The sequence below is a fragment of the Streptomyces sp. NPDC054794 genome (assembly GCF_053611585.1).
In genome coordinates, this window is the sequence record NZ_JBSHAQ010000005.1 from 65,434 (window position 1) to 81,017 (window position 15,584).

At 71.3% G+C, this 15,584-nt stretch carries 13 protein-coding genes; 5 read left to right on the top strand and 8 right to left on the bottom strand.

Going from position 1 to position 15,584, the window contains the following annotated elements; translation table 11 throughout:
- The 3 genes from hisB to hisD are packed head-to-tail and all read right to left on the bottom strand — an operon-like array spanning window position 1 to window position 3,070.
- The gene (gene hisB / locus ACWGKT_RS06690; protein ID WP_100825690.1) at window positions 1–594 is read right to left on the bottom strand and encodes an imidazoleglycerol-phosphate dehydratase HisB; all 594 of its coding nucleotides are present in this window, start codon (window positions 592–594) and stop codon (window positions 1–3) included.
- A complete protein-coding gene (locus ACWGKT_RS06695) occupies window positions 591–1,730 on the bottom strand; it encodes a histidinol-phosphate transaminase (protein ID WP_356140698.1) in 1,140 nt (379 codons plus the stop codon). Before ACWGKT_RS06695 ends, hisB begins: the two co-directional genes overlap by 4 nt.
- The gene (gene hisD, locus ACWGKT_RS06700; protein ID WP_356140699.1) at window positions 1,727–3,070 is read right to left on the bottom strand and encodes a histidinol dehydrogenase; all 1,344 of its coding nucleotides are present in this window, start codon (window positions 3,068–3,070) and stop codon (window positions 1,727–1,729) included. The genes ACWGKT_RS06695 and hisD overlap by 4 nt, the downstream gene beginning before the upstream one ends.
- Window positions 3,071–3,279: 209 nt before the next feature.
- Here hisD and ACWGKT_RS06705 point away from each other — a divergent pair, with 209 nt between their 5' ends.
- The 4 genes from ACWGKT_RS06705 to ybaK all read left to right on the top strand — a co-directional run bounded on the left by ACWGKT_RS06705 (window position 3,280) and on the right by ybaK (window position 7,308).
- Window positions 3,280–4,857 carry an oxidoreductase gene (locus ACWGKT_RS06705; RefSeq protein WP_356140701.1) on the top strand — a complete coding sequence of 526 codons (1,578 nt, stop codon included), beginning with the start codon at window positions 3,280–3,282 and terminating at the stop codon, window positions 4,855–4,857.
- A gap of 145 nt (window positions 4,858–5,002) precedes the next feature.
- Complete coding sequence (locus ACWGKT_RS06710; RefSeq protein ID WP_453272766.1) at window positions 5,003–6,040, top strand: hypothetical protein; 1,038 nt, start codon at window positions 5,003–5,005, stop codon at window positions 6,038–6,040.
- A gap of 11 nt (window positions 6,041–6,051) precedes the next feature.
- Window positions 6,052–6,792 (top strand): LON peptidase substrate-binding domain-containing protein, encoded by a 741-nt coding sequence (locus tag ACWGKT_RS06715; RefSeq protein WP_453272767.1) that lies wholly within the window; start codon window positions 6,052–6,054, stop codon window positions 6,790–6,792.
- Window positions 6,793–6,804: 12 nt separating this feature from the next.
- Window positions 6,805–7,308, top strand: a complete 504-nt coding sequence (gene ybaK / locus ACWGKT_RS06720) for a Cys-tRNA(Pro) deacylase (RefSeq protein ID WP_356140707.1) — start codon at window positions 6,805–6,807, stop codon at window positions 7,306–7,308.
- A 192-nt stretch (window positions 7,309–7,500) separates the two neighbouring features.
- Here the strand turns inward: ybaK and ACWGKT_RS06725 are convergent, their stop codons facing one another.
- The 4 genes from ACWGKT_RS06725 to ACWGKT_RS06740 form a co-directional block, all read right to left on the bottom strand.
- Window positions 7,501–8,169, bottom strand: a complete 669-nt coding sequence (locus ACWGKT_RS06725) for an AAA family ATPase (RefSeq protein WP_453272768.1) — start codon at window positions 8,167–8,169, stop codon at window positions 7,501–7,503.
- 34 nt (window positions 8,170–8,203) lie between these two features.
- Window positions 8,204–9,025, bottom strand: coding sequence for an ABC transporter permease (locus ACWGKT_RS06730; protein ID WP_453272769.1), 822 nt, complete (start codon window positions 9,023–9,025; stop codon window positions 8,204–8,206).
- Between the two features lie 64 nt (window positions 9,026–9,089).
- Window positions 9,090–10,064, bottom strand: a complete 975-nt coding sequence (locus ACWGKT_RS06735) for an ABC transporter ATP-binding protein (RefSeq protein ID WP_453272889.1) — start codon at window positions 10,062–10,064, stop codon at window positions 9,090–9,092.
- A gap of 104 nt (window positions 10,065–10,168) precedes the next feature.
- Window positions 10,169–11,389: an NYN domain-containing protein gene (locus ACWGKT_RS06740; protein WP_356140713.1), complete on the bottom strand. Its 1,221-nt coding sequence runs from the start codon at window positions 11,387–11,389 to the stop codon at window positions 10,169–10,171.
- Between the two features lie 224 nt (window positions 11,390–11,613).
- Between ACWGKT_RS06740 and ACWGKT_RS06745 the strand changes: the two genes are divergently transcribed.
- Window positions 11,614–11,793, top strand: coding sequence for a hypothetical protein (locus ACWGKT_RS06745; protein WP_356140715.1), 180 nt, complete (start codon window positions 11,614–11,616; stop codon window positions 11,791–11,793).
- Between the two features lie 102 nt (window positions 11,794–11,895).
- Here ACWGKT_RS06745 and dnaE read toward each other — a convergent pair whose 3' ends face one another.
- Complete coding sequence (gene dnaE, locus ACWGKT_RS06750; protein WP_453272770.1) at window positions 11,896–15,435, bottom strand: DNA polymerase III subunit alpha; 3,540 nt, start codon at window positions 15,433–15,435, stop codon at window positions 11,896–11,898.
- Between the last annotated feature and the right edge of the window lie 149 nt (window positions 15,436–15,584).

Genomic DNA, 15,584 nt, shown 5'->3' on the forward strand with positions numbered 1-15,584 from the left:
TTACAGCGCGCCCTTCGTGGAGGGGAGGATGCCTGCCGCGCGCGGGTCGCGCTCGCTGGCGTAGCGCAGCGCTCGGGCCAGCGCCTTGAACTGGCACTCCACGATGTGGTGCGCGTTGCGCCCGTAGGGCACGTGCACGTGCAGTGCTATCTGGGCCTGGGCGACGAAGGACTCCAGGATGTGCCGGGTCATCGTCGTGTCGTACTCGCCGATCATCGGCGCCATGTTCTCGGGCTCGGTGTGCACGAGGTAGGGGCGGCCGGACAGGTCGACGGTCACCTGGGCGAGGGACTCGTCCAGCGGCACCGTGCAGTTGCCGAACCGGTAGATCCCCACCTTGTCGCCGAGCGCCTGCTTGAAGGCGGCGCCCAGCGCGAGGGCCGTGTCCTCGATGGTGTGGTGCGAGTCGATGTGCAGGTCGCCGTCGGTCTTCACGGTCAGGTCGAACAGACCGTGCCGGCCGAGCTGGTCGAGCATGTGGTCGTAGAAGCCGACGCCCGTCGCGATGTCGGTCTTGCCGGTGCCGTCGAGATCGATCTCGACGAGGACCGAGGTCTCCTTGGTGGTCCGCTCCACGCGTCCAACGCGGCTCATGCGTCCAGCTCCTTCGGGGGAGTGGGGGTGTCCCCCACAAAACACTGCAAGTCACGTACCGCGTCGAGGAACGCCTCGTTCTCCTGCGGGGTTCCGGCGGAGACCCGCAGCCACCCGGGTACGCCGTTGTCCCGGACCAGGACACCCCGGTCGAGGATCTTCCGCCAGGCGGCGTGGGCGTCCGCGAACCGCCCGAACTGCACGAAGTTCGCGTCGGACTCGGTGACGTCGTAGCCGATGGACCTGAGCTCGCTCACCAGCCGGTCCCGCTCCGCCTTGAGCTGCTCGACGTACTTCAGCAGCGTGTCGGTGTGCTCCAGGGCGGCCAGGGCGGTCGCCTGGGTGATCGCCGACAGGTGGTACGGCAGCCGTACGAGCTGTACGGCGTCCACGACCGCCGGGTGCGCGGCGAGGTAGCCGAGGCGCAGGCCCGCCGCCCCGAACGCCTTCGACATGGTCCGCGAGACGACGAGGTACGGCCGTCCGTCGAGCAGCGGCAGCAACGAGTCGCCGTGGCTGAACTCGATGTACGCCTCGTCGACGATCACCATCGTCGGCTTCACGGCCTGCGCGGCCTCGTACAGCGCGAGGACCGTCTCGGGCGGGACCGAGTTGCCCGTGGGGTTGTTGGGGGTGGTGATGAAGACGACGTCCGGCCGGTGCTCCTCGACGGCCCGGCGGGCCGCCGCCAGGTCGATCGTGAAGTCCTCGCCGCGCGGGCCGGAGATCCAGGCCGTGCCGGTGCCCCGCGCGATGAGCGCGTGCATCGAGTACGACGGCTCGAAGCCGATCGCCGTACGGCCCGGTCCGCCGAAGGTCTGCAGCAGCTGCTGGATGACCTCGTTGGAGCCGTTGGCCGCCCAGACGTTCTCCATGCCGAGCGGGTGCTTGCCGGTCTTCGTCAGGTACTTGGCCAGCTCGGTGCGCAGCTGGACCGCGTCCCGGTCGGGATAGCGGTTCAGGTCACGGGCGGCCTCGCGCACCCGCTCCGCGATCCGCTCGACCAGCGGCTCGGGCAGCGGGTACGGGTTCTCGTTCGTGTTCAGCCGTACGGGAACGTCCAGTTGGGGCGCGCCGTAGGGGGACTTGCCGCGCAGCTCGTCCCGTACGGGGAGATCGTCGATTCCGAAGCTCACTTGCTCGTCGGTACCTTCCAGCCGAACCTCGCCTTGACGGCCGCGCCGTGCGCGGGCAGGTCCTCCGCCTCCGCCAGCGTCACCACGTGGTGCGCGACCTCGGCCAGGGCGTCCTTCGTGTAGTCGACGATGTGGATGCCGCGCAGGAAGGACTGGACGGACAGGCCGGAGGAGTGGCAGGCGCAGCCGCCGGTGGGCAGGACGTGATTGGAGCCGGCCGCGTAGTCGCCCAGCGAGACCGGCGCCCAGGGGCCGATGAAGACCGCGCCCGCGTTCCGCACCCGGTCGGCGACCGCGGCGGCGTCGGCGGTGTGGATCTCCAGGTGCTCGGCGCCGTACGCGTCGACCACCCTGAGGCCCTCGTCGAGGCCGTCGACCAGGACGATCGCGGACTGCCTGCCGCTGAGCGCCGGGCGGATGCGGTCCTCGATGTGCTTGGTGGCCGCGACCTGCGGCTCCAGCTCCTTGTCCACCGCGTCGGCCAGCTCGGTCGAGTCCGTGACCAGCACGGCCGCCGCCAGCGGGTCGTGCTCGGCCTGGCTGATCAGGTCGGCGGCGACGTGCACCGGGTCGGCCGTCTCGTCCGCGAGGATCGCGATCTCGGTGGGGCCGGCCTCCGCGTCGATGCCGATCTTCCCGGTGAAGAAGCGCTTGGCGGCGGCGACCCAGATGTTGCCGGGGCCGGTGACCATGCGGGCGGGCGGGCAGGACTCCGTGCCGTACGCGAACATCGCTACGGCGGTGGCACCACCCGCGGCGTACACCTCGTCGACGCCGAGCAGCGCGCAGGCGGCGAGGATCGTCGGGTGCGGCAGTCCGCCGGCCGGATCATTTTCGAAAGCGGGCGCCTGGGCGGGGGAGGCCAGGGCGATCGACTCGACGCCGGCCTCCTGCGCGGGCACCACGTTCATGATCACGGAGGAGGGGTAGACCGAGCGGCCACCGGGCGCGTACAGGCCGACGCGCTCGACCGGCACCCACTTCTCGGTGACGGAGCCGCCGGGCACGACCTGCGTCGTACGGGTGGTACGGCGCTGCTCGCGGTGGACGATGCGGGCGCGGCGGATGGACTCCTCCAGAGCCGCGCGGACGGCCGGGTCGAGCCCGTCCAGGGCGTCGGTCAGCGCCCGCGCCGGGACCCGGACCGATTCCAGCCGCACCCCGTCGAACTTCTCGGCGAAGTCGATCAGCGCCGCGTCGCCCCGATGATGCACGGCCTCGCAGATCGGACGCACCTTCTCCAGGGCGGTCGATACGTCGAAGTCGGCTCGGGGCAGCAGGTCGCGCAGGGCGGGGCCCTCGGGAAGGGCGTCGCCGCGCAGATCGATTCGGGAGATCACAGGCCCAATTCTCTCAGACCGGCGTCCGGCACCGTCCGCGCGTATCAATGGCTGATACAGAACGTGGACGGGCGCTGACAGGAACAGGCGAGCGCTGCCGGGAACCCGGAAGATCTCCCTCACCTCATGCGTTCACGGCGTCACACAGCGGGCATGAACCGCTGTACCGACGGACGAACCCGCGAGTAGACGGGGAAGAAGGGGGAGCCGTGACCGAGGGGGCCGGCATCCGTGCCGGAGAACTGCCGGACGACCTGACCGCCGCCGAGGCGGGCATGTGGCAGGCCTTCCGCAACGGCAGCGTGTACGACCTGAGCACCGGGGACGCCGTCGCCGACGATCCGCACGGCGGACAGGACTGGGGACCCGAGCGCACCGTGCGGGCGCGCATCGTCGCCTGGCTGCTCCTCGACGGGCCGCCGCCGCTCCCGGGCCGAGTGGCGTCCCTCAAGCTGGTCGGCGCGCGGATCACCGACGTCCTCGACCTGGCGGGCGGCTCGGTGGTGCCGTACTTGGAGCTGCGGGGCTGCCGCTTCGACAAGGAGGTCCTCTTTCCCGAGGCGCGCTTCCACACCGTACGGATGGTCAACTGCTCCGTGCCGCGCCTGGAGGCCGCCCGGGTGACCACGGAGGGCGACCTGCACCTGCCGCGCTGCCGCTTCCAGAACGGCATCCGGCTGACCGACGCGCACATCGGCACGGATCTGCTGATCAACCAGGCGGTCGTCTACCGGGACCGCTACGGCCGCTCGATCGGCGCGGACGGCCTGACCGTGGGGTACGACCTGCAGGCCGACATGCTGGAGGCGCACGGCGAGGTGAGCCTGCGCAGCGCCAAGATCGGCGTCTCGCTGAGCCTGCGCGGCGCCCGGCTGGCCAGCCCGTACACCCGGCGGGCCCTGAACGCCCCCCAGCTGACCGTCGGGCGCACGCTGTACCTGTCCCCGGCCGGCGTGGGCAACCCGATGGCGGGCAACACGACACCCGCGCGCGGGACACGCGTCCAGCGGTTCGAGTGCCAGGGCGGTGTGCGGCTCGACGACGGGCGGGTCGGCGACGCGATCGACCTCGAACGGGCGCGGTTCGCCTTCACCGACGACCAGGAACTGGCGATGCGCCGTGTACAGGTGCCCGAGCTGCGCTTCCTCGGGGAGAAGCCGCAGCGCGGCAAGGTGGTCCTGTCGGGCGCGCGGGTGGTGAACCTGGTGGACCGGGCGGACAGCTGGCCGGACCCCGGAAATCTGCACATGCTCGGCTTCTCCTACGAGAACCTCGTGCCGCACGGGCCGTTCCCGCTGTCCCGTCGCCTGGACTGGGTCTCGGCGGCCACCGCCGAGTACAACCCGGAGCCGTACGAGCGCCTGGCCACCGTGCTGCGGGCGGCCGGCGAGGACGAGGACGCGCGCCATGTGCTGCTCGCCAAGCAGCGCCGCCGCCGCGAGACGCTGCCGCTGGTCCCGAAGGTCTGGGGGTATCTGCAGGACATGGTGGTCGCCTACGGGTACCGGCCGGGCCGGGCCGCCGTGTGGATGGCGGTGCTGTGGGCGACGAGCGCGTTCGCCTTCACGCACGCGGGGCATTCGCCGGCGAACGGCGACTCGCACCTGCCCTGGAGCCCCGCACTGCTCGCCCTGGACCTGCTGCTGCCGGTCATCGACCTGGGCCAGGCGGGCCAGTGGCAGATGAGCTCCGTCTGGCAGTGGCTGTCCACGGCGCTGATCCTGCTGGGCTGGATCCTGGCGACGGCGGTGGCGGCGGGGGCGACGCGGCTGCTGCGGCGAAACTAGGAACTCGGTCGCGCCGTACGCCCATGCCTGACAGGTACCCAACAGTGGTGGAACCATCACGTTTTACCCGGCCTTGACCGCCGCACGTACAACTTTCCGCAGGTTGCCTCTGCCCTCTGGCGCGTCCCCGACCTGCGGTCTTTCAATGGTTGACACCATGGCTCTGCTGCGCGCGCTCTTCCGCCTGGCACGGAAGGCGTCATCCCCCCTGCGCCTCGCCGCGCCCCCCGCCGGTGACGAGGTGTTTCTCGACGCGCCCGACGACCGTCTGGCCCCCGCGCTGGTCGCGGCCGGCCGGGGCGACCACGGGCCGGCCGCCGAACTGCTCTCGGGCGTCCGGGCGGCCGCCGAGTGGGAGAACCGCGACCGTTACGTGCTGCGGCTCGCCGCGTTCGCCCGCTCGCGCGCCGAATGGCTCGACCGGTGGTCCGCCGCCGACCCGCACGACCCGGACGTCCTGCTGGTCACCGCCCAGCTCGCGGTGGACCGGGCCTGGGGGTCCCCGGCGCGGGCCGAGCTGCTGCGCGAGCTGAACCCGCTCATCACCGCCGCCGCGCGCGCCGACGGCCTCGACCCGGTGCCGTGGCGGATCGCCCTGGACCACGCGCGCGGTTCGAAGGCCGGGCACAAGTACTTCGAGGAGCTGTGGGAGGCGGCGATCCGCCGTGCCCCGCACCACTACGGCTGCCACGTGGCCGCCCTGCGCTACCTGGCCGCCTCCTGGCACGGCTCCCACCACGCGTGCTTCGACTTCGCCGACCTGGCCGCCCAGGACGCCCCGGCGGACTCGCTCATCCAGGCACTGCCGGCGCGGGCGGCCCTCGGCTATCTGACCGACGGCTGCGGCCCCGAGGTGCCGCGGGACCGGCTGGACGCGGCGGCCGACCGGGCCATCGCGCTCTCCGCGCGGTTCCCGGCGGCCGACCCCTGCCCGGCCGCGATCCGTAACAAGCTGATGTACGTCCTCGTACGCCTGGAGCGCTGGGAGGACGCCCGCACCCAGCTGCGTCTGATCGGCCCGTACGCCACGTCCTTCCCCTGGGACCGGGACTCCGACGACCCGCTCGGACACTTCCTGCGGGTGCGTGAGGCGCTCACGACGGCGGCCCCCGGCGCCCCCGTACCGGCCCCGAGGCGACCACGGACCGAGCACGGCGGACATGTCCGCGCCGGTGACCATTAGGCTGTGGCGCCGTGACCACCGCCCGTCTCCCGCTCTTTCCGCTGAACTCGGTGCTGTTCCCGGGGCTCGTGCTGCCGCTGAACATCTTCGAGGAGCGCTATCGCGCCATGATGCGCGAACTCCTGAAGACCCCCGAGGACGAGCCGCGCCGGTTCGCCGTCGTGGCGATCCGCGACGGCCACGAGGTGGCGCCCAGCGCGCCGGGCATGCCGGATCCGACGGCCGTGCCCGATCGCGGCCCGGCCGCCGGCTTCGGCGCCGACCCCCTGCGGGCCTTCCACGGGGTGGCCTGCGTGGCGGACGCCGCGACCATCCGTGAGCGGGCCGACGGGACGTTCGAGGTGCTGGCGACCGGGACGACCCGGGTACGGCTGCTGTCGGTGGACACGTCCGGCCCGTTCCTGACGGCGGAGCTGGAGGAACTGCCGGAGGCCCCGGGCGACGGGGCGGGCGCGCTGGCCGAGGGCGTGCTGCGCGCGTTCCGCCAGTACCAGAAGCGGCTGGCCGGTGCGCGGGAGCGCTCGCTGACCACGGGCGCGGAGCTGCCCGACGAACCGGCGGTCGTCTCCTACCTGGTGGCGGCGGCGATGATGCTGGACACGCCGACGAAGCAGCGGCTGCTCCAGGCCCCCGACACGGCCTCGCGGCTGCGGGACGCGCTGAAACTCCTTCGCGCGGAGACGGCGATCATCCGTAACCTGCCGTCCCTGCCCGCGTCGGACCTGACGCGCGGCCCGACGAGTCTGAACTGAGGCCGGATCCCCGTGGCGAAGAAGTCGAAGAAGCAGACGCAGGCCGGCGGCACGCCCGCGACGGTGGCCCTGACGACGGCCGGCGTCGCGTACACGGTCCACGCCTACGACCACGACCCCGGCCATCCCTCCTACGGCGAGGAGGCGGCCGAGGCCATGGGCGTCTCCCCCGACCGCGTCTTCAAGACGCTGGTGGCGGACGTCGACGGCGCGCTGACCGTGGCCGTGGTCCCCGTGGCCGGCTCCCTCGATCTCAAGGCCCTCGCGACGGCGGTCGGCGGCAAGCGCGCGGCGATGGCGGATCCGGCGCTCGCGGAGCGCACCACGGGCTATGTGCGCGGCGGCATCTCCCCGCTGGGCCAGCGCAAGAAGCTCCCCACGGTCCTGGACGCGTCGGCGTCCGCGCACGGGACGATCTGCGTCTCGGCGGGCCGCCGCGGCCTGGAGGTCGAGCTCTCCCCCGGCGACCTCGCCACGCTCACCCAGGCGGTGTTGGCCCCCATCGGGCGTGCGTGACCCCTCGACGAACGCCCGGTCCTCGGTTAATTACGAGGGACATGTCGAAGAAAACCCGGAAACGCAAGTGGCGCGTCAAGAAGGGCCGCTCGAACCACGGGAGGCGACCGGCGTAGGGCCGCGCCCACGCCGACATGACCGGGAGGACAGACCCTCAGGGAGGTCGTAGCCGTCCCGGGCTTCTACGCAATCTCAGGCCAGCGGCGCGCCGTACCCGTCCCGCGGGTAGGGGCCCTGGTCGTAGGGGTCCGGGTCGCGGGGGCCGAACAGGGCCGTCAGGCCCAGGTGGACCAGCAGCGCGGCCACCGACCACGCGAGCAGCGCTCCCTTGGCGCCGAGCTTGAGCGGCGCCGAGAAGGTCACGCCCTTGCCGGCGGCCCTGGCGTGGGCGATGACGTCCTGGGCCGGGCCGAGCCACACCCCGATCCGCCAGGCGAGGAGCGAGCCGAGCAGTCCGCCGGCCGTCAGCGCCACCACCAGCGGCACACCCCCGTGCCGCCGCGCGAGGAAGACGACGACCGCGCTGACCACGCCGAAGCCGAGCGCGAGCAGCGTGAACGTTCCGTCCACCCCGATCGCCTGCTCCCCCTCGGTGTCCTTGATGTAGACGACCCAGCCGTTGCCCACCTGGTCCCCGACCAGCGGCACACGGGGAGCCAGCCACACCCACAGCAGCCCGAGCAGCGCTCCGCCGAGCGCCACCGCGATCGTGATCACGGCGGCCTCCCGCACTTCCGTCTTCATCCCGGGACCGTCCTGTTCGTACGCGCCCTCGTGCACGCCGGCGGGCGGCGGCGCCTGCCAGTCCTGCTGCGGGGTCTGGTCATGCGGCGGCGGTGGCGGAGTCAACGGTGCGGTCACCCTGACATCGTGCCAGGTCGGCCGGTGCCGCGCGTCACCGGACGGCGGCCCGCCGGTACGCCCAGGTCGCCACGGCCAGCGAGACCACTCCGACTCCCGCGCACACACCCAGGTCAGCACCCACGAACGCCCAGTCGGGCCGCGCCCCGAAGGTCCGGGCATAGGCCTCCACGCCGTAGGTGGAGGGCAGCAGGTCCCGGGCCAGGCGCACCGGCTCCGGCATCCGGTCGGGCGGCAGCACGCCCAGCAGCAGCGCCGCCGACATGCCCAACTGGCCGAGCAGCGTGGCCAGTTCCGGCCGCGACGCGAGCAGCCCGCAGGCCGCTCCGAGGCCGGAGAGCGCGGCGCCCGCGAGCGGGATCACCAGGGTGAGGATCCACAGGTTCGTCAGGGGCAGCCCGAACAGCACGCAGCCGAAGACCGCCGTCACCAGCGTCCCCGGCACGGTGAAGGAGGCGTACGCCCCCGCCGCCCCCAGCACCACCGCGGCCGGCGGCACCGGCAGCGTGGCGTAGTGGTCGAGCCCGCCGCTGGCCCGCAGCTGCCCGAAGTACTGGGCGAGCAGGTTCAGCGCGACGTACGCGACGACCACGACCGAGGACCCCGCCACCACGGACTGGGCCTCGGGCCGGGTGTCCACCACCCCGCGCATCATGATCATGATTCCGACGGACTGGAAGGTCGCCACGAACAGCAGCGGGATCCGCGCCACCCGCGCGCGCGACAGCTGCGCACGGTAGACGGCCACCAGCGACGGCCAGAACCGGGCGGCCGGCGCGAGCTCGGCGGCGCCGCCGGCCGCGTCCTCCACGGCCAGGGCGCCGCCCGGCAGAACCTCGGCGGGTACGACACTCACCTGGAGCTGCTCCTCTTCCGTACGGCCCTCACACCGTCCCCTACGCATCCGGCGATCCGTGCGCTCACGCCTTCACCAGTCCCTGTCGTGCCGCGCCACCCAGCGCCAGGTAGACGTCCTCCAGGCTGGGCGTGGCGAGCGTGAAGTCGTCCAGGGCCGCGAACGCGGCCCCGCCGGTCACCGTGGCGACGGCGGCGCGGGCCTCCTCGGGCGCGAGCCGCAACGTCCAGCGCCGTCCGGCCTGAACGGCGCGGTCCCGCAGCACGGCGACCTCGGGGACGTCCAGCGGCGGCCCCTCCCGCCAGACCAGCTCGACACGCACCTCGCCGGAGACCCGTTCCTTCAGCCCGGCGGGGGTGTCGCAGGCGATGACCCGGCCCCGGTCGAGGACGGCGACCCGGTCGAGGACGGTCTCGGCCTCGATGACGTTGTGGGTGACCAGCAGCACGGTCGTCCCGCGCTCGGCCCGCCGCCGGTCGACGGCCGCCCACACCGCGCGCCTGGCCACCGGGTCCATGCCGGTGGTCGGCTCGTCGAGCACGAGCAGCGGCCGCTCGCCGACCAGGGCGGCGGCGAGGCAGGCGAGCCGGCGCTGTCCGCCGGACAGCTTCTTCAGGGCGCGCCCGGCGATCGGGGTGAGGCCCAGTTCGTCGAGGACGGCGTCCCGCTCGGCTCGCGCCTGCCGGAGGTCCAGTCCGCGCAGCCGCCCGGTGGTCTCCGCGGCCAGGGACACGGTCAGCTCGTCGAGGGCGGTGGACTCCTGGCCGAGGTAGGCGAGGAGGCGCGCGGCCCGCTCGGGGTGGCGCACGATGTCGTGGCCGAGGATCTCGACACTGCCGCGGTCCGGCCGCAGCAGCCCGGTCAGCTGCCGTACGAGGGTGGACTTGCCGGCGCCGTTCGGTCCGAGCAGTCCGAAGATCTCGCCGCGCCCGACGTCCAGCTCCACCGCGTCGGTGGCCAACACCTCGGCCGCCCCCGGCGCCCCGCGCCGGGCCTTGACGGCCGGATAGGTCTTGGTCAGTCCGCGCACCGCGCACACGACGTCCCCGGACTGCCGAAGTGCCTGTGCCGCGCGCGTACTCACAAAGGACGAGGGTACGGGGTCCGGGACCTTTACTCGCCCTTGGGGGCGCCCAGGAGGGTTCACTCCCCGGCGGGGGCCTGTTCCGCTGCCGTGGGTACGTCGATCTCGCGCCAGAAACCCGCGCGGATGGCATAGCGGTCGTGCTCGTCGATCTGGTCGTCCTTGTGGGCGAGCAGGCCGAAGCGGGCGGCATAGCGCAGCAGCTCGCCGTCGATGCGGTGCGGGATCCGCGGGTACATGGCGGACAGCCGCTGCAGATGGCTCTGGTCGCCGAGCCGGGAGATCCAGCGCCGCGCGAAGACCTGCCCCACCTCGTACGGGTCGCCGCCGACCGTCGTGATGTCCTCCTCCCGGTCGGCCCACCGCTGCTCGGCGGTGGTCAGCTGGGCCAGCGTCGGCATGGAGGCGGCCTCCGGCGGCTCGGCGGGCACGCCGGGCCGGTCCACCCAGCCCTTGTCGGAGGACCAGCGCAGGGTGGCGGTCGCGGGGTGCTGGACGGGCTGGGCGCCGGGGGCGCGCAGCGCGGCGAGGTCCTTGGGGGTGGGCACGCCCTTGGGCGCGGGCATCCGCTGCTGGGCGCCGTTCTGCGACCCGGCGGCGGCCGGCGCGTGCTCGCCCTCCTCGGCGGGCCGCTCGGTGGCGGTGCCGAGTGCGGACTCGGGCAGCGGGGCGGAGAGGATCGCGGCGATCTCCGGGCGCGGCACGGGCGGCGGCGCGCAGATGCCGGTGAGCTCCTTGGCCCGGACCGCCTGGGTGATCCATGTACGGTCCAGGACGCGCCGCTCGTCGGCCTCGGCGACCAGGTCCTCGGACTGGTTGTAGTCGCCGTCGGCGGCCTGTACGGCCCACAGGTGGACGGCGACGCCGTGCTCCTTGGCGGCCATCATGCCGGGCAGCAGGTCGCCGTCGCCGGTCACGAGGACGACGTCCGAGCAGGCACGGTTGCGGGCCAGCTCGGTCAGCTCGGCGTGCATGGCGGCGTCCACGCCCTTTTGCGCCCAGCGTCCGTCGCTGCGGGTGAGGGCGCCGAGCCGGACGGTGACCCGGGGCATCACACGCAGGCGGCGGTGCTCCGGCTGGGGGACGCGGTCCGGGGCGCCGTCGAACCAGTAGATGCGCAGCAGCGGACGCTCCGTGTCGGCCTCGGCGCGTTCGCGCAGCGCCTGGATCAACGCGGTGTGGTCGACGGTGATGCGCGAGCGTGAGGGCTCACCGGCGAGGAGGCTGGCGGCGGCCCCCAGCAGATACCCGGCGTCCACCAGGACGATGCAGCGGTCCACACGACTCACCCTCTTCCCGGGAGGTTTGCTTCGGGCTTGCTTCGAGTCTGCCCGACCACGCGGGGGTTAACGGCCCGAACTCGATCTTCGGCGTGGCGTTTCCGGGGCCCACTCTTCGACCAACCCTGTCACAGAGGGTAATTATCCGACATGCGACACTAGTCAGGCTATGTGAATCTGATGGCGGCCCTGGCCCCTAGATCCCCCTCAGGAGGCAGATCACCATGGCCAAGAACAAGAACCGCAAGCAGGGTGGCCCGCAGAACCGCGCCTCGCAGGCCGAGCAGGCTCAGGAGCAGGCGCACCGGTCGTCGACGGAGGCCCACGAGTCCCCGATCACGCACTCGCAGGGCAGCCCGGCGGATGTTGCTCGTAAGCAGCAGAAGCGCTTCGGCCACAACTGAGGCCCGCGCGTTCGGACTCCCGTAGTCCGGCAGGGCTGTTGAAGCCCAGGCACAGCCGAGGGGCGCACCCGCTCAAGGTGCGCCCCTCGGTGTCGGTGCGGGTCAGCCCGCCAGGCAGGAGGGTCCGAGGAGGACCTTCAGGTCACCGAACAACGCCGGATCCGGCTTCACCCGGTGCCGGTCGAGGCGGAGCACCGTCGTCTTGCGCGGGCCCTGGAGCTTGATGCGGACCTCGCTGTCGCCCTTGTGGTGGCTGAGGATCTCACCGAGGCGGCTGACCATGGGCGGGGTGACCCTGGTGGCCGGGATGGTCAGGATCACGGGGGCGTTGGTGCCCGCGTTGGAGAGGTCGGGAACCATCAGCTCCATCGCCACGAGCCGCGGTACGTCCTCGCGCTTGTCGAGGCGGCCCTTGACGAACACGACCGCGTCCTCGACGAGTTGGGTCGAGATGAGCTGGTAGGTCGCCGGGAAGAACATGCACTCGATGGAACCCGCGAGGTCCTCGACGGTGGCGATCGCCCAGGCGTTGCCCTGCTTGGTCATCTTGCGCTGCAGGCCGGAGATGATGCCGCCGATGGTGACCACCGCGCCGTCCGCGTGCTCGCCGCCGGTGAGCTGGGAGATGCCCGCGTCGGCCTTGTCGGACAGCACGTGCTCCAGGCCGAAGAGCGGGTGGTCGGAGACGTAGAGACCGAGCATCTCCCGCTCCTGGGCGAGCAGGTAGGTCTTCTCCCACTCGTCCTCGCCGAAGACGACGTCGAGGCCGAAGCCGGGCTCGCTGGTGGTCTCCTCGCCCATCCCGCCGAAGAGGTCGAACTGCCCCTCGGCCTCCTTGCGCTTGACCGCGACCACGTTGTCGATCATCGGCTCGTACTGCGCGGTGAGGCCCTTGCGGGTGTGCCCCATCTCGTCGAAGGCGCCGGCCTTGATCAGCGATTCCGTGGTGCGCTTGTTGCAGACCACCGCCTCGACCTTGTCGAGGTAGTCGGGGAAGGAGGCGTACTTCCCCTTGGCCTTGCGGCTCTTGATGATCGACTCGACGACGTTCGTGCCGACGTTGCGGACGGCGGAGAGGCCGAAGAGGATCACGTCGTCGCCCTGGGCGGCGAAGTTCGCCTCGGACTCGTTGACGTTCGGCGGGAGCACCCTGATGCCCATGCGGCGGCACTCGTTGAGGTAGATCGCCGACTTGTCCTTGTCGTCCTTGACCGAGGTCAGCAGGGCCGCCATGTACTCGGCGGGGTGGTTCGCCTTCAGGAAGGCGGTCCAGTACGAGACCAGTCCGTACGCGGCCGAGTGCGCCTTGTTGAACGCGTAGCCGGCGAACGGGACCAGGACGTCCCACAGGGCCTGGATGGCCTCGTCGCTGTAGCCGTTCTTGCGGGCGCCGGCCTGGAAGATGGTGAAGTTCTTCGCCAGTTCCTCGGGCTTCTTCTTGCCCATGACGCGGCGGAGGATGTCGGCCTCGCCGAGCGAGTAGCCGGCGATGATCTGCGCGGCCTTCTGCACCTGCTCCTGGTAGACGATCAGGCCATAGGTGACGGCCAGGACCTCTTCGAGGGGCTCCTCCAGCTCCTTGTGGATCGGCGTGATCTCCTGCTGCTTGTTCTTGCGCAGCGCGTAGTTCGTGTGGGAGTTCATGCCCATGGGGCCCGGGCGGTACAGGGCCGACACGGCGGAGATGTCTTCGAAGTTGTCGGGCTTCATCAGACGCAGCAGCGAGCGCATGGGGCCGCCGTCGAACTGGAAGACGCCGAGGGTGTCGCCGCGCTGCAGCAGTTCGAAGGTCGTCGGGTCGTCGAGCGGCAGGCCCAGGAGGTCGATGTCGATCCCCTTGTTGGCCTTCACCATCTTGACGGCGTCGTCCATGATCGTGAGGTTGCGCAGGCCCAGGAAGTCCATCTTCAGCAGGCCGAGCGACTCGCAGCTCGGGTAGTCCCACTGCGTGATGGTCACGCCGTCGGTGTGCCTGACCCAGACCGGGACGTGCTCGGTGATGGTCTCGCTGGACATGATCACGCCGGCGGCGTGCACGCCCATCTGCCGGACGAGGCCCTCCACACCGCGCGCGGTGTCGATGACCTTCTTCACGTCCGGCTCGTTCTCGTACATCCCGCGGATCTCGCCGGCCTCGCTGTAGCGCGGGTGCTGCGGGTCGGTGATGCCGGAGAGCGGGATGCCCTTGCCGAGGACGTCGGCGGGCATGGCCTTGGTGAGGCGGTCGCCCATCGCGTACGGGTAGCCCAGCACGCGCGCGGAGTCCTTGATCGCGTTCTTGGCCTTGATGGTGCCGTAGGTGCCGATCATGGCGACCTTGTCGGCGCCGTACTTCTCGGTCACGTACCTGATCACCTCGACGCGCCGACGCTCGTCGAAGTCGATGTCGACATCGGGCATCGAGATGCGCTCAGGGTTGAGGAACCGCTCGAAGATCAGGCCGTGCGGGATCGGGTCGAGGTCGGTGATGCCCATGGCGTAGGCGACGATCGAGCCGGCCGCGGAACCTCGGCCGGGGCCGACGGCGATGCCGTTGTTCTTGGCCCACATGATGAAGTCGGCGACCACGAGGAAGTAGCCGGGGAAGCCCATCGAGATGATGACGTCCATCTCGTACTCGGCCTGCTTCTGGCGGTCGTCGGGGATGCCGCCGGGGAAGCGGCGCTCCATGCCCCGGCGGACCTCCTCCTTGAACCAGGTGACCTCGGTGTAGCCCTCGGGGATGTCGAACTTGGGCATGAGGTCGCGCTTCTCGAACATGCCGGTGGTGTCGACCATCTCGGCCACGAGGAGCGTGTTGGCGCAGCCCTCCTGCCAGGCGTCCGAGGAGTCGATGGCGTACATCTCGTCCGTGGACTTCAGGTAGTAGCCGGTGCCGTCGAACCTGAAGCGGTCCGGGTCGGAGAGGTTCTTGCCGGTCTGGATGCACAGCAGGGCGTCGTGGGCGCCCGCCTCGTGCGCGTACGTGTAGTGCGAGTCGTTCGTCACCAGCGGCGGGATGCCGAGCTTCTTGCCGATCTCCAGCAGGCCGTCGCGGACCCGGTGCTCGATCTCGATGCCGTGGTCCATCAGCTCCAGGAAGTAGCGGTCCTTGCCGAAGATGTCCTGGTAGTCGGCGGCGGCCTTGAGGGCCTCGTCGTACTGGCCGAGGCGCAGCCGGGTCTGGAGTTCGCCGGAGGGGCAGCCGGTGGAGGCGACGATGCCCTCGGACCACTGGGCGATGGTCTCCTTGTCCATCCGGGGCCACTTCTGCAGCCAGCCCTCGGCGTAGGCGTCGGAGGAGAGCCGGAAGATGTTGTGCAGGCCCGTCCTGTTCACGGCCCACATCGTCTTGTGGGTGTAACCACCCGAACCGGAGACGTCGTCGCGCTTCTGGTGCGGCTGGCCCCACTGGATCTTGCGCTTGTTGCGCCGGGACTCGGGCGCGACATACGCCTCGATCCCGATGATCGGGGTGATTCCGGCCTTCTGGGCGGTGTGGAAGAAGTCGTACGCGCCGTGGAGGTTGCCGTGGTCGGACATGGCGATGTGCGTCATGCCCATCTCGTTGCAGGCGTTGAACATGTCCTTGAGCCGCGCGGCACCGTCCAGCAGCGAGTACTGGGTGTGGACGTGCAGGTGCGTGAAGGGCGGCTTTGACACGGTTTCGGCCTCCAAAGGAAACGTGCGTCGACGATCTTCCGACCGGCTGTGGACCGACTGCGGACAGTCTGGGGGACAGCGTCGAAGTCTATGCCCCGGCACTGACACTCGCCGGGCACTCGCGCGTACCTTCATGCGTTGGAGGAAAG

Excerpts from the sequence above, each read along its gene's own strand:
- hisB (WP_100825690.1), bottom strand. The coding sequence starts at position 594 with ATGAGCCGCGTTGGACGCGTGGAGCGGACCACCAAGGAGACCTCGGTC.
- ACWGKT_RS06710 (WP_453272766.1), top strand. The coding sequence starts at position 5,003 with ATGGTTGACACCATGGCTCTGCTGCGCGCGCTCTTCCGCCTGGCACGG.
- ACWGKT_RS06745 (WP_356140715.1), top strand. The coding sequence starts at position 11,614 with ATGGCCAAGAACAAGAACCGCAAGCAGGGTGGCCCGCAGAACCGCGCC.